Origin of the sequence: Sphingomonas sp. NIC1, from assembly GCF_001638925.1 — a bacterium.
Lineage (GTDB): Bacteria > Pseudomonadota > Alphaproteobacteria > Sphingomonadales > Sphingomonadaceae > Sphingomonas > Sphingomonas aquatilis.
In genome coordinates, this window is record NZ_CP015521.1 from 2,505,657 (window position 1) to 2,519,101 (window position 13,445).

Genomic DNA, 13,445 nt, shown 5'->3' on the forward strand with positions numbered 1-13,445 from the left:
GACGGATACGATGACGGACACGACGATCGGCACGACGCTGATGCGCGCCGAGACGCTGGAGGCGGGGGCGACCGTCGCGCGGCTGGTCGCGCGCAATGCCGAAGCGCTGACCGCGCTGGGAGAGCGCCTGCGCGCGAACGCGCCCGACGTCGTCGTCACCTGTGCCCGCGGGTCGTCGGATCATGCCGCGACTTATGGCAAGTATCTGATCGAGACGATGGTCGGCGTGCCGGTCGCGTCGGCGGCCCCATCGGTCGTGTCGCTGTTCGATGCGCCGGTGTCGACGCGTCGCGCGCTCTGCATCGCGATCTCGCAATCGGGCCGTAGCCCGGACCTACTCGCGACCGTCGAGGCGCATGCCAAGGCGGGGGCGGAGGTCGTCGCACTGGTGAACGACGAAACGTCGCCGCTCGCCGAGATGGCGGATACGCTGCTTGCGCTGTCGGCTGGGCCGGAGAAGTCGGTCGCGGCAACCAAGTCGTGCATCGCAGCGATGGCGGGCCTCGCGGCGCTGGTCGCGGCCTGGTCGGGCGACGCAGCGCTGAAGGCGGCGGTCGCGGCGTTGCCCGAACAGCTCGATGCGGCGGTGAAGCTCGACTGGAGCACGGGCGTGGAGGTGCTCGCCGAGGCCAAGCAGATGTTCGTGATCGGTCGCGGCTATGGCTTCGGCGTGGCGCAGGAATGTGCGCTGAAGCTGAAGGAAACCTGCCAGTTGCAGGCCGAGCCGTTCAGCGCCGCCGAGGTTCGTCATGGCCCGATGGCGATCGTCGGTGAAGGCTATCCGGTGCTGGCGCTCGCCACGTCCGATGCGGCGGGCGACGACGTGATGGCGGTGGTCGAGACGTTCCGCGAACGCGGCGCGGCGGTGCTGGCGGCGCATGCCGGCGACGCGCGCGCGAACCTGCCGGCGCTGGAGGCGCACCCGGCGGTGCAGCCGATCCTGATGCTGGCGAGCTTCTATGGTTTGGCGGAGGCGCTGTCGCGGCATCGCGGCCTCGATCCCGATTCGCCGCCGCATCTCGCCAAGGTGACGCGCACGCTATGAGCACCGCCCATCGCTTCACCAACGGCCACGTCGTGGTCGGCGATGCCGTGTGGCGCGGCGCCGAGATCGTCGTCACCGGCGACCGGATCGCGAGCATTCGCCCGCTCGATGGCGCGGCGACCGATGCGGTCGACTTGGAGGGGGGCTGGGTGATGCCCGGCTTCATCGACACGCAGGTCAACGGCGGCGGCGGCGTACTGCTGAACGACGAGCCGACCGTCGAGGGCGTGCGCGCCATCGCCGCGGCCCATGCGCGATATGGCACGACCGCGCTGATGCCGACGCTGATCAGCGACACGCCCGACCGGATCGCGCTGGCGCTGGATGCCGTCGATCAGGCGATCGGCGCGGGCGTGCCGGGCGTCGTCGGCGTGCATATCGAGGGGCCGTTCCTGAACGTCGCGCGCAAGGGCATCCATGACGCCGGGCGTTTCCGCCTGCTCGACGAGGAGATGGTCGCACTGCTCGCGAAGCCGCGGCGCGGCGTGACGATGGTGACGATCGCGCCCGAACTCGCGAACATCGAGCATATCCGCCGGTTGGCGGCGGCTGGCGTCCGCGTCAGCGCGGGGCATACCGAAGTGCCCTATGACACGGCGCTCGCAGCGTTCGATGCGGGGCTGACCGGAATCACCCATCTGTTCAACGCGATGCCGGCGATGGTGCAGCGGACGCCGGGCTTGGTCGGCGCGGCGCTCGACGATCCGCGGCCGTGGTGCGGGCTGATCGTCGATGGCGTGCATGTCGCCCCCGCCGTGCTGCGGATCGCGATCCGCGCGCGCGGGCCGGAGCGGATGATGCTCGTCACCGACGCCATGTCCTCGGTCGGCGCGGAACATAAGGATTTCGTGTTGCAAGGGCGCCAGATCCGCGTGGCGGATGGCATCTGCGCGTATGAGGACGGCACGCTCGCCGGATCGGACCTCGATATGGCGACCGCGGTGGCCAATGCGATGGGCATGCTGGGGCTGGAGCCGGCGGTGGCGGCGCGGATGGCGGCGGGCAATCCCGCGGCCTTCCTGGGCCTGGAGGCGGAGCGGGGCACGCTCGCCGCCGGGCTGCGGGCAGACTGGGCGCGACTGACCGCGGCGATGGCGCCGGTCGAGACGGTGATCGGCGGCGTCGCGGTGCCGGGCGCCGCGGCGAAAGAGCATGAGGCAGTAAACGCATGACGATCGACCGGCGGCAGCTTCTCGGGACAGCCGCCGGTGCCGGCCTGACATTGGGTTTGTCGGCGGGATTGCCCGCCATCGCCTCCGCCAAGAGCGCGACGGGCTATGGCGCTCTGCCGATGCCGCTGCCCACCGATCGGCTGCCCGATCCGCTGCCGGTCATCGATCCGTCGCGGATCGGCTTCGACACGGGCTGGCTGTTCCATGAGGGCGACGTGATCGTGCCGCCCGCGACGACACACGAAGAGACGTATCTGCGCGCCAAGGCGGGTAACGCCCGCGGTGCGGCGGCGATGGACTATGACGACAGCGAATGGCGCCCCGTCACGCTGCCGCACGACTGGGCGAGCTTCCAGCCGTTCGTCGAAAGCGCCAATCCGTCGCAAGGCTACCGTCCGCGCGGGATCGGCTGGTATCGCCGTGCCTTCCGCCTCGATCCCGCCGACGAGGGGCGTTACCTGGAATTGCAGTTCGACGGCATCGCGACCAATGCGACCGTCTGGGTGAACGGCAGTCCGGTCGCGCACAATTGGTCGGGCTATAACAGCCTCTACCTCGACATCACGCCGTTCGCGCGGTTCGGGGATGCCCTGAACGTCGTGGCGATCCGCGTCGATGCCGATGCGATGGAGGGCTGGTGGTACGAAGGTGCCGGCCTGTACCGCCATGCCTGGCTGGCGCGCCGCGCACCGGTGTCGATCGAGACCGATGGCGTGCATTGCGATCCGCGCCATGATGGCGGCGACGCCTGGCGCGTGCCGGTGACCGTCACCGCGCGCTCGACCGAGGCGGCGCCGGTGCGCGTGCGCGCGGTGGCGAGCCTGGTCGATCCGGCCGGGCGGACCGTTGCGACTGCCACGAGCGAGCTGGTGGCGGTGCCACCGCTCGACGCTGCGGAGCTGACGACGACGCTGACCATCGCGCGCCCGCAGCGCTGGTCGGTCGAGACGCCGACGCTCTACACGGTGGCGGTTGCTCTGGAACGTGACGGGCAAAGCGTCGACGCGCGGCAGGTACAGGTCGGTTTCCGCACGATCCGTTTCGATGCCGACAAGGGCCTCTTTTTAAACGATCAGCACGTCAAGCTGAAGGGCGTGTGCCTGCACCTCGACCATGCCGGCGTCGGCACGGCGGTGCCCGACACGCTGCTGATGTGGCGGCTGGAGCGGATGAAGGAGCTGGGCTGCAACGCGATCCGCTGTTCGCACAACGCGCCCGCCACCGCCTTCCTGCAACTCTGCGATCGGATGGGGTTCCTCGTCATGGACGAGAACCGCAACTTCAATCCCTCGCCCGATTATATGGCGCAGCTGGAATGGCTGGTGCGGCGCGACCGCAATCACCCCAGCGTCATCCTGTGGTCGGTGTTCAACGAAGAGCCCATGCAGGGCACCGCGGCGGGCGTCGAGATGGTGCGGCGGATGGAAGCGGCGGTGCGCCGCCTCGACGACAGCCGGCCGGTGACCGCGGCGATGAACGGGTCGTTCTTCAACCCGCACAATGTGTCGAGCGTCGTCGATGTCGTCGGGTTCAATTACTATCCCGGCGATTACGACAAGTTCCATCGCCTGAATCCGACCAAGCCGATGACGAGTTCGGAGGATACCAGCGCGTTCATGACGCGCGGCGCCTTCGCCGACGATGCCGCGGCGCATGTCCTGTCGTCGATGGACGATCATGCCGCCGCCTGGGGCGAGACGCATCGCGCTGGCTGGGCGAAGATCGCAAGCCGGCCGTTCGTCGCGGGCGGCTTCGTGTGGACGGGCTTCGACTATCATGGCGAGCCAACGCCCTACGCCTGGCCGACGATCGCGAGCTTCTTCGGGATCCTCGACCTCTGCGGCTTTCGCAAGACCGCCTATGACATCCACCGCGCCGGCTGGATCGACGACGCACCCGTGATCGGCATCGCGCCGCACTGGACGTGGCCGGGCAAGGAAGGCCAGCCGATCAAGCTGCTCGTCATGTCCAACGCGGAACGGATCGTCGTGACGCTGAACGGCCGGGTCGTTGGCGAGGGGGCGGTCGACCGGTTGATGGGGAACGGCTTCACCGTGCCCTATGCGCCGGGAACGCTGGAGGCGATCGCGTATCGCGGCGGCCGCGAGGTCTCGCGGGCGGGGCATGAGACGGTCGGTGCGCCGGTCGCGCTGCGGCTGACGCCGGCGCGGCGTGTGATGGCGGGCGATGGCGAGGACGTGCAGCCCGTCACCGTCGATGCGGTGGATGCGAAGGGCCGGCATGTGCCGACCGCGAACCTGCCGGTCGGCTTCGCGATCGAGGGCGCTACGATCATCGGGTTGGGCAATGGCGATCCCAACAGCCACGAGTCCGAAAAGGGCAACGCCCGATCGCTGTTCAACGGATTGGCGCAGGTGATCGTGCAGGCGGATGCGGGGTCGCGTGGGCGGATCGCATTGCGTGCGACGGCGCCCGGCCTGAAGCCGGCGACGCTGCGGATCGACCGGCTGGCGGCGACGCCGCGGGTGCAGGTGCCGACGGCGACGATGGTGCGGACGATTGACTCCTGGCGTCGCTCGCCGCGGCTGAGCGCTAAGCCCGACGCCAGCCTGGCGCCGGCGGATGGCGACAACAACAGCTGGAGCTTCGTCCGCAGCGGGACCGCGACCGCGCCCGAACCGCAGGGGGGCTGGCAGGTCTATCGCGCGCGCGTGACGCCGATCCGCGCGATCGCCGCCAAGGGTAGCCGCATCGCCTTTGCTGCGGTCGCCGGGCGGGCGGAGCTGTGGGTCGATGGCGTACGGATCGCCGACAAGGCCGATGCGGCGACCGGACCAATTGCAGCCGCCCTGCCGCCTGGTGGCGGCGAGCGAACTATCGTGTTGATCGTGCAGGCGGATGCGCAGACGCCGTCGGGAATTGTCGGGCCCGTTGCACTCTCCCGTTGATGTTACAGATTTACTTTGCGATTGGTATGCAATCGGTATGATCGCCCCGTCAGGGAGCGGTGGCGGACGGCGGCAACGGCCGAAGGGATGACGGGATGATCGACGTGCAGCTGAAGGCGCCGCTGGCAGGATGGGTGCTGCCGCTCGGCGGGATTCCTGATCCGGTGTTCGCCGAGGGCATGATGGGGCCGGGGCTGGGTATCGACCCCGTCGGCGACACGCTGCATGCCCCCTGCGAGGCGACCGTGCTGACCGTTCATGCTGCCGGCCATGCCGTGACGCTGGGGCTGGGCGAGGGCGTCGCGCTGCTGATGCATATCGGCATCGACACCGTCGCGATGGCCGGCAAGGGCTTCACGCCGCTGGTCGCGCCCGGCGATGCGGTGCGCAGCGGCGATCCGCTGATCCGCTTCGATCTCGACGCCGTGGTGCTCGGCGCCGCGTCTGCGGTCACGCCGGTGATCGTCGTCGAAGGCGCATCGGTGTCACTGGCCGATGCGGTGGGCGAGGGGCTGGTCGCGGTCGGCGATCCGCTGGTCCGCATCGTCAGCGGTGCAGCCGACGCCGCCACCTTCGCCGCGTCGGGCGAGACGGTGCGCCACGAGACGATCGTGCGCCTGCCGCACGGGCTGCATGCTCGCCCGGCCGCGCGGATCGTCGCGGCGGTGCGCGAGAGTGGCGCCGACGTCCAGCTCATCGCGGCGGGCCAGACGGCTGCGGCATCGAGCCCGATCGCCTTGCTGTCGCTGGGCCTTGCGACGGGCAGCCCGGTGACGATCGTCGCGCGCGGTCGCGGTGCCGAGGGGGTGATCGCCGCGATCGAGGCGTTGTTGACGCATGAGGTGGAGGATGCAGCGGCGCCGGCCCCCGCCGCCCGGCCGGTGGTGCGCGCCACCCCGGCGGCGTTGCCGCCGGGCGTGCTGGGCGGCGTGTCGGCGGCGCCGGGCCTCGCGATCGGCCCCGCCTTCTGGCTACGTGCCGAACTGCCCGACGTGCCCAGCGCCGGCGAAGGCGTCGTCGTCGAGCGCGAGCGGCTCGCTGCCGCTATCGCCAGCGTCGATGGGGCGCTGGATGCAGAGGCGGCGCGCCCCGGCCATCTCGGCGGTGTGTTGAAGGCGCATCGCGCGATCCTGGCCGATCCGGATCTGCGCGCGCGTGCCGATGCGGCGGTGGCCAACGGCCTGTCTGCCGCCGCGGCGATGCTGAGCGCGGCGGAGACGCAGGGCGCAGCGCTGCGCGCCTCCGGCAACGCGCGCATCGCCGAGCGGGCGGACGACATTCGCGACGTAGCGCTGCGAGTGGTGCATGCGATCCTCGGCACGCAGCCGGCCTTGGCCAGCGTGCCCGCGGGGGCGATCGTGCTCGCCGACGAATTGCTGCCGTCGCAGCTGGGCGCCCTGTCGGCGGCGAAGGTGGCGGGCTTCGCTTTGGCAGGCGGCGGGCCGACGTCGCACGTCGCGATCCTTGCGGCGGGCATGGGCGTACCCATGGTCGTGGCGCTCGGCACCGCGATCGACACGATCGGCGACGGCTCAGTGCTGATGCTCGACGCCGATGCCGCGATCCTGATCCCCAATCCGACCGAGGAATGCCTTGCCGCCGCGCGCGATACGATCGCGCAGCGCGCCGCGGACGAAGCGGCGGCGCTCGCCGCGGGCGACCGCCCGGCGACAACCGCGGACGGACAGGCGATCCACGTCTATGCCAATCTCGGCAACCTTGCCGATGCAGAGGCCGCCGCGGCGCAGGGGGCGGAGGGCTGCGGCCTGTTGCGCACCGAATTTCTGTTCCTCGATCGGGCGACGCCGCCCGACGTCGCGGAACAGGCGGCGGATTATCGCGGTATCGTCGCGGCGTTGCCCGACCGGCCCGTCGTGATCCGCCTGCTCGACGTCGGCGGCGACAAGCCGGCACCCTATCTGGATATCCCCACGGAAGAGAATCCCGCGCTCGGCCTGCGCGGCATCCGCGTCGCGCTTGCCCGGCCCGAGGTGCTCGATGCGCAGCTGCGCGCGATCCTCTCCGTCCCCGATGTCGCGCGGTGCCGCATCATGGTGCCGATGGTCGCGAGCGTCGACGAGATGGTCGCGGTGCGCGCCGCGCTCGATGCCCTGCGCGACGAACTCGGCGTCGGTCCGGTGCAACTCGGCGCGATGGTCGAGACCCCCGCCGCCGCTGCGACCGCGGACCTGATCGCGTCGCACAGCGACTTCCTGTCGATCGGCAGCAACGACCTCACCCAATATGTGCTGGCGATGGACCGCGGCAATCCGGCGCTCGCCGCCGGGATCGACGGGCTGCACCCCGCCGTGCTGCGCTTGATCGAGATGACCTGCCGCGGCGCGGCGACGCGCGGTGTGCCGGTCAGCGTCTGCGGTGGCCTTGCCGCCGATCCGCTGGCGGCGCCCATCCTGGTCGGCCTCGGCGTCCGCACGCTGTCGGTGCCGCCGGCGCGTGTGCCCGCGATCAAGGCGCTCGTCGCGCGGCTAACGCTGCCCGCGGTGCAGGACCTTGCCGCCGCCGCGCTCTCTGCCGCCAGTGCCGCCGAGGTCCGCGGCCTTGCCCGACGTTTCGCCGAGGAGGCCGCCCGATGAGCCAGTCCCGCTTTTCCGTGATGAGCTTCCTCCAGCCGCTCGGCCGTGCGCTGATGCTGCCGATCGCGGTGCTGCCCGTCGCCGGCCTGCTGCTGCGGCTGGGGCAGCCGGACCTACTGAACATCGCCTTCGTCAGCGCGGCGGGGGACGCGATCTTCGCGCATCTTGGCCTGCTGTTCGCGGTCGGCGTCGCCACCGGCTTCGCGCGCGATGGCAATGGTGCCGCGGTGATGGCGGGCATCGTCTGCTATCTGACCATCGGCAACACCGCCCAGGTATTTCTCGTGCCGCCCCCGGGCACAGTACCGCCGGGCACCGCGGATGCCATCGCCGCGACGTTGGCGACGGCGTGGAAGGGCGCGGCGATCGACAAGCTGCAGGTGCCGATCGGCATCATCGCAGGCCTGGTCGGCGGCCTGTTCTACAACCGCTTCGCCACCGTGAAGCTGCCCGAATATCTCGCCTTCTTCGGTGGGCGGCGGCTGGTGCCGATCCTTGCCGGTTTCGCCGGCCTGGCGATCGGCGCGCTGCTGGGGCCGAGCTATGCGGGGATCAACGCGGGCGTCGATGCGCTGAGCCGCGGCGTCGTTGCCGCGGGCGGGTTCGGCCTGTTCGCCTTCGGCCTGCTCAACCGGTTGCTGCTGGTGACGGGGCTGCACCACATTCTCAACAACGTCGCCTATTTCGTCGTCGGCGATTATCACGGCAAGACCGGCGACCTGACGCGCTTCTTCGCCGGCGATCCGACCGCGGGCGGCTTCATGAGCGGGTTCTTCCCGGTCATGATGTTCGGCCTGCCCGCCGCGTGCCTCGCCATGTACCACGCCGCCGCGCCCGACCGGCGCAAGGCGGTGGGCGGCATGCTCTTCAGCCTTGCGCTCACCTCGTTCCTGACGGGCGTGACCGAGCCGATCGAGTTCAGCTTCATGTTCCTCGCGCCCGTGCTCTACGCGATCCACGCAGTGCTGACCGGCCTGTCGGAAGCGATCATGAACGCGCTCGGCGTGCGCATGGGCTATGGCTTTTCGGCGGGCCTGTTCGATTACGTGCTGAACTACGGAAAGGCGACCAAGCCGCTGATGCTGCTGCCCGTCGGCGCGGTCTATGCGCTGGTCTATTACACGCTGTTCCGTTGGGCGATCGTGCGATTCGACCTCAAGACGCCGGGCCGCGAGCCGGTGGAGGCGGGGGCCGCACCGGCCGCCGCCGTCCCCGCGGATGCCAAGGCCGCGGCCTTCGTCGCCGCGCTCGGCGGGCGCGCAAACCTGCGCAGCATCGACGCCTGCGCCACGCGCCTGCGCCTGGGCGTGGCGGACGCCACCGCGATCGACGAAGCGCGCCTGCGCAGCCTCGGCGCGCGCGGCGTGCTGCGTCCGTCCGGGACGTCGGTGCAGGTGATCGTAGGAGGCATCGCGGATGCGCTCGCGATGGACATGCGCGCGGCGCTGGATGCGGGGGACGCGGGCGAGGGCGCCCCGATTGTCGCTGCGGAGCCGACACCGGCCGCGGCGCCGGTGGACCTGTCGCCGACGCTGCAAGCGGCGCTGGGCGGCGGCGGCAATGTCGCCTCGGCCAGCCGCCACGGCACGCGCCTACGCATCGTCGTTACCGATCGGAACCGCGTCGACGCTGAGGCGCTAGCCGCCCAAGGCCGCGCGCTGGCCTGGGCCGCGCCCGACACGCTGCACCTGCTGACCTGACACACCGCTTGCATCCCCGCGGCGGCCCGGCTAACCGAGCGCCTGCGCGGGTGTAGCTCAATGGTAGAGCAGCAGCTTCCCAAGCTGAATACGAGGGTTCGATTCCCTTCACCCGCTCCCGTCTTCCTCCTGTGAACCGGCTCGAACCCTGGTGGGGGAGGGGGGGATGTCCGCTTTTGGCAAGTAAGCAGACACTCCCGCTTACATCTCGAACAGAGCTGCCGTATGTCCACGATCTAACGCAATTCGCGTAGGGCGGACCGCGTCATCGAGCCGAAGCTTGAGCGGCGCTGACCCGCTATCAACCCGATAGCCCCCTTCTCCTTCCCCGACGAAGCTCGCGGGCAGGATGTATGCACCCACTTTGTCGGCTTCGATTGTATAGGGAATCACGGCCTTGCCGATGTGCATTTCTCCATCTTGCAGGACCATCACGCCGCAGCACGAGCTTGCGTAGGATCCGTTGGCTCGGTCCTTCGGCAGCTGTTGTTCCCTACTCGCCAGAACGTAGATCATCAGGCTTAAACCGCCGATCAGCATCGCTCCGCCTAGCCATGATTTTGCTGCCATAGGCACATTCTACGGAAGCTCAGGGATGTCCGCTACTGGGCGAACGTGGTCCGTCTGCTTTCGGGGGTAGCGACCGTTGAGCGGTGTCTGGCGGCATGGTACGCCAGTACATGAAGACCATGTTTCTGGCTCTGACCGCAGTCGCAATGGGCTGGGCCGTTTGGCAATTCTTCAGCGGCTTGAGGGCGATCCGTCCCACGAACGATGATGCAGAGGCGCGCTCTCGATCTGATAATACTTGGAACAGCTAACGTCCACTACCGGACGTTCGCCGCCTTCCACTGAGGCACCGGCGAGCGGGTTACGAACATCCAGCCCAAAGCACTGCCCGCCGCCAGCGTCGGCGTCGCGATAATCCGCCAAAATGGGCACATGCGCGAAGCGTCCGGTTCGAGCCTGTTAATATCCTTGCGTTACATCGCGTTCGTCATCGACCGGAGTGGGTAGTGCGGCGCGGAGTGAGGTTTGGACGGGTGTTGGCGCTCGCGCTGATCAGCATGCTGGCGGTGGCGTCGGCAGCCGTGCCGGCTGCGCCACCCGCCGCGCATCGCGAATCGATCGAAGGATTCGCCAAGGATGCGTGGTCGACGTCCGCGGGTCTGCCGCACAACGCCGTCCATGCGATCACGCAGACCGGGGACGGATATCTGTGGTTCGCGACATGGGAGGGCGTGGCGCGCTACAATGGCGTCGGCTTCACGACCTTTTCGCGCATGTCGACGCCCGCCTTGCCCGACAGCGCGATCGCGACGATCGCCGCCGATCGGTTGGGCAACCTGTGGACGGGCGATACGCGCGGCAATCTGGGGCGGCGCGATCCTGCCGGGCGCTGGCGTTTCTGGGGCCGGGCGCAGGGCATGCCGCGGGCCGCGATCAACCGGATGGCGGTGGACGACGCGGGTCGCGTCTGGGTGGGCTTCGACCGGCTGGGGATCGGACGACTCGATCCCGATGGTCGCTTCACGGTGCTGCGCGGGCCGATGGGGAAGCCGATCACCGTCTTGCGGATCGCCATCGACGCCGAAGGGCGGCCGTGGCTGGGGACGCTGGACGGCGCCTATCGTGTCGATCGCGACGGTCGCCTGCGCGCCATGTCGGCCGAATTGGGCCTGCCGCCGGGACAGGCGATGCCCTTTCGCGACAAGGCGGGACGCATCTGGCTGACGGCGGGATCGTCGCTGTTCCGCGTCGAGGGGGGGCGTGCGGTCCTCGTGTTCCGGCAACCCGACGGCAAACGCTTCAGCGACTTTCTGCACGCCACGAACGGCGACCTGTGGCTGGGCACGGAGAATGATGGCCTGCTGCGGGTGAAGGGCACGCGCGTCGATCACTTTTCGACGCGCAACGGCCTGCCCGAGGGGCGGATCACCGCACTGTTCGAGGATCGCGAACACAGCATCTGGGTCGGCGCCAATGGCGGGCTGTTTCGGCTGCGCAAGGCGTTGTTCGCCAATCTGAGGGCCGAAGACGGCCTGTCCGGCAATTACGTCCGGGCGCTCGCCGAGACGCGGGATGGCAGCCTGTGGGTCGGATCGAGCAAGGGGCTGGACGTCGTACCCCCGTCGGGCGTGCCGCGACCGGTGTCGCTGGGGCCGGCCGCCAATCGCGTATCGGTCATGAGCCTGTCCGCCGGGCCCGACGACCTGCTGACGATCGGCACCTTCGGCGATGGTGTGCTGCAAGCGCGCGGCGGGCGGGTCGTCCGACGCATCACCCAGGCGCAGGGTCTGCCGGCCAATCACGTTCGCGCCTTCGCGCAGGCGCGGGGTGGGGGCGTCTGGGCGGGGACGCAGCGCGGCGTCGCGCTGATCGATCCTGCCGGCCACGTCCGCCTGCCGCGGACGCACGATCTGCCGGCCGAAATCGTCTATGCGCTGTCGGAAACGCCCCAGGGGCTGTGGGTCGGCACGGTGAGCGGCGCATGGCTGTGGAACCACAGTGGCGTACATCGGATCGACATCATGGGCGCGGGCCAAGCCAACAGCGTCTTCGGCTTCTTCCATGATCCGGAGACGGGCGACACCTGGATCAGCACCGATCGCGGCCTGTTCCGGCATCGTCGCGACGGCCAGCTGGACCATATCGGCATCGAACGCGGCATGCCCGTCGACGGGCTGTTCCAGATGACGGTCGGGCGCGGCGGATCTGCGTGGATCGGCAGCAACAAGGGCATCGTTCACGTCTGCTTCAAGGCGCTGCGTCTGGCCGCGGACGGCCGGCTGCCCCGTATCGCGCCCGATCTGTTTACTGCGCTGGACGGCCTCGCCAGTGCGCAGAGCAACGGTGCGTCGGGGCCGACGACGTTGCTGCGGCGCGACGGAACGATCTGGATCGCGACGGCAGAGGGCGTGGCGTTCGTCGATCCGCGCCGGCTGGCCCACTTCCGTTTCATGTCGCCCCCCGCAGTCGCGATCGAAAGCGTCGAGGCCGATGGCCAGCCGATGACGGCGGGGCCGGACGGGGCGTACGTGCTGCCGGCCGGAACGCATCGCCTGACGATCACTTATGCGGGCCTCAGTTACCTGCTGCCGCAGGGCATTCGCTATCGCACGCAAATGGACGGCTTCGATACCGGCTGGGTCGATCGCGAGTCGCAGCGGACGGCGGAATTCACCACCCTGCCGCCCGGCACCTATACCTTCCGCGTCCAGGCGGCGCAGGCGCGTGGCGCTTGGGGGCCGGACAAGACGATCACGGTGCGGCTGGAACCGTTCCTTTGGCAACGCTCATGGTTTCAGCTGGCCTGTGCCGCGCTGGTCATCCTGGCGCTGTGGTGCCTGCACCGCTGGCGGACGCTGGCGATGGCGCGACGCGAACGGCAGCTCGCGAGGCTGGTCGATGCACGCACCGCCGAACTGCGACAACAGAGCCATGTGCTGGAAGAGGTGGCGCAGGAGCGCGAGCAACTGCTCGACCGCCTGCGGGGGCAGGCCGATGCGCTGGAGCAATTGGCGAACGAGGACCCGCTGACCGGGGTCGCCAATCGCCGCCGCTTCAACGACATGCTGTCGGACGTCGCGACGATCAGCGCGCAGGACGGGCGCCATTGGTCGCTGGCGATCGTCGACATCGACCATTTCAAGCAGGTCAACGATCGCCATTCGCATGTCGTCGGCGACCTGGCGCTATGCGCGGTCGCGGAGGTGCTGCGCCATGCTGCGCCCGCGGATCATTTGGTCGCGCGACTGGGCGGCGAGGAATTCGCGCTGCTGATGCCCGACACCGATGCCGTACAGGCGGCGCGCATCGGGGAACGCATCCGGACGGCGGTGCAGCAGCGCGATTACGGGGGCATCGCGCCGGATCTTGCGATTACGATCAGCATCGGCGTGGCGACCTGCGCAATGCGCGGCGTGGACGCCTCAACCATCTTCAAGGCGGCGGATGCCGCGCTGTATCGCGCCAAGGCATGGGGCCGGAACCGCGTGGTGGCGGACTGAGGACGCCCCTGCTCA

General features: G+C 69.5%; 7 protein-coding genes and 1 tRNA gene. 7 read left to right on the forward strand and 1 reads right to left on the reverse strand.

What is annotated here, in order from left to right; translation table 11 throughout:
• Positions 1-10: 10 nt before the first annotated feature.
• The 6 genes from A7E77_RS11880 to A7E77_RS11905 all read left to right on the forward strand — a co-directional run bounded on the left by A7E77_RS11880 (position 11) and on the right by A7E77_RS11905 (position 9,537).
• Positions 11-1,045: an SIS domain-containing protein gene (locus tag A7E77_RS11880; protein ID WP_063689933.1), complete on the forward strand. Its 1,035-nt coding sequence runs from the start codon at positions 11-13 to the stop codon at positions 1,043-1,045.
• The gene (gene nagA, locus A7E77_RS11885) at positions 1,042-2,217 is read left to right on the forward strand and encodes an N-acetylglucosamine-6-phosphate deacetylase (protein WP_063688243.1); all 1,176 of its coding nucleotides are present in this window, start codon (positions 1,042-1,044) and stop codon (positions 2,215-2,217) included. Before A7E77_RS11880 ends, nagA begins: the two co-directional genes overlap by 4 nt.
• On the forward strand, positions 2,214-5,126 hold the full coding sequence (gene galA, locus A7E77_RS11890; protein WP_078462286.1) for a beta-galactosidase GalA: 2,913 nt from the start codon (positions 2,214-2,216) through the stop codon (positions 5,124-5,126). Before nagA ends, galA begins: the two co-directional genes overlap by 4 nt.
• 95 nt (positions 5,127-5,221) lie before the next feature.
• A complete protein-coding gene (gene ptsP / locus A7E77_RS11895; RefSeq protein ID WP_063688245.1) occupies positions 5,222-7,720 on the forward strand; it encodes a phosphoenolpyruvate--protein phosphotransferase in 2,499 nt (832 codons plus the stop codon).
• Between the two features lie 20 nt (positions 7,721-7,740).
• The gene (gene nagE / locus A7E77_RS11900; RefSeq protein WP_063688247.1) at positions 7,741-9,420 is read left to right on the forward strand and encodes an N-acetylglucosamine-specific PTS transporter subunit IIBC; all 1,680 of its coding nucleotides are present in this window, start codon (positions 7,741-7,743) and stop codon (positions 9,418-9,420) included.
• Between the two features lie 46 nt (positions 9,421-9,466).
• Positions 9,467-9,537 (forward strand) — tRNA-Gly (locus A7E77_RS11905).
• 84 nt (positions 9,538-9,621) lie between these two features.
• Here the strand turns inward: A7E77_RS11905 and A7E77_RS11910 are convergent.
• The gene (locus A7E77_RS11910; protein ID WP_063688249.1) at positions 9,622-9,960 is read right to left on the reverse strand and encodes a hypothetical protein; all 339 of its coding nucleotides are present in this window, start codon (positions 9,958-9,960) and stop codon (positions 9,622-9,624) included.
• 503 nt (positions 9,961-10,463) lie between these two features.
• On the opposite strand from A7E77_RS11910, the gene A7E77_RS11915 reads away from it, so the two are divergent.
• Positions 10,464-13,430 (forward strand): ligand-binding sensor domain-containing diguanylate cyclase, encoded by a 2,967-nt coding sequence (locus tag A7E77_RS11915; protein ID WP_078462287.1) that lies wholly within the window; start codon positions 10,464-10,466, stop codon positions 13,428-13,430.
• Positions 13,431-13,445: the final 15 nt, after the last annotated feature.

What these genes read in the sequence shown, in the direction of transcription:
- A7E77_RS11880 (WP_063689933.1), top strand. Translation starts at nt 11, where the DNA reads ATGACGGACACGACGATCGGCACGACGCTGATGCGCGCCGAGACGCTG.
- nagA (WP_063688243.1), top strand. Translation starts at nt 1,042, where the DNA reads ATGAGCACCGCCCATCGCTTCACCAACGGCCACGTCGTGGTCGGCGAT.
- galA (WP_078462286.1), top strand. Translation starts at nt 2,214, where the DNA reads ATGACGATCGACCGGCGGCAGCTTCTCGGGACAGCCGCCGGTGCCGGC.
- ptsP (WP_063688245.1), top strand. Translation starts at nt 5,222, where the DNA reads ATGATCGACGTGCAGCTGAAGGCGCCGCTGGCAGGATGGGTGCTGCCG.
- nagE (WP_063688247.1), top strand. Translation starts at nt 7,741, where the DNA reads ATGAGCTTCCTCCAGCCGCTCGGCCGTGCGCTGATGCTGCCGATCGCG.
- A7E77_RS11910 (WP_063688249.1), bottom strand. Translation starts at nt 9,960, where the DNA reads ATGCTGATCGGCGGTTTAAGCCTGATGATCTACGTTCTGGCGAGTAGG.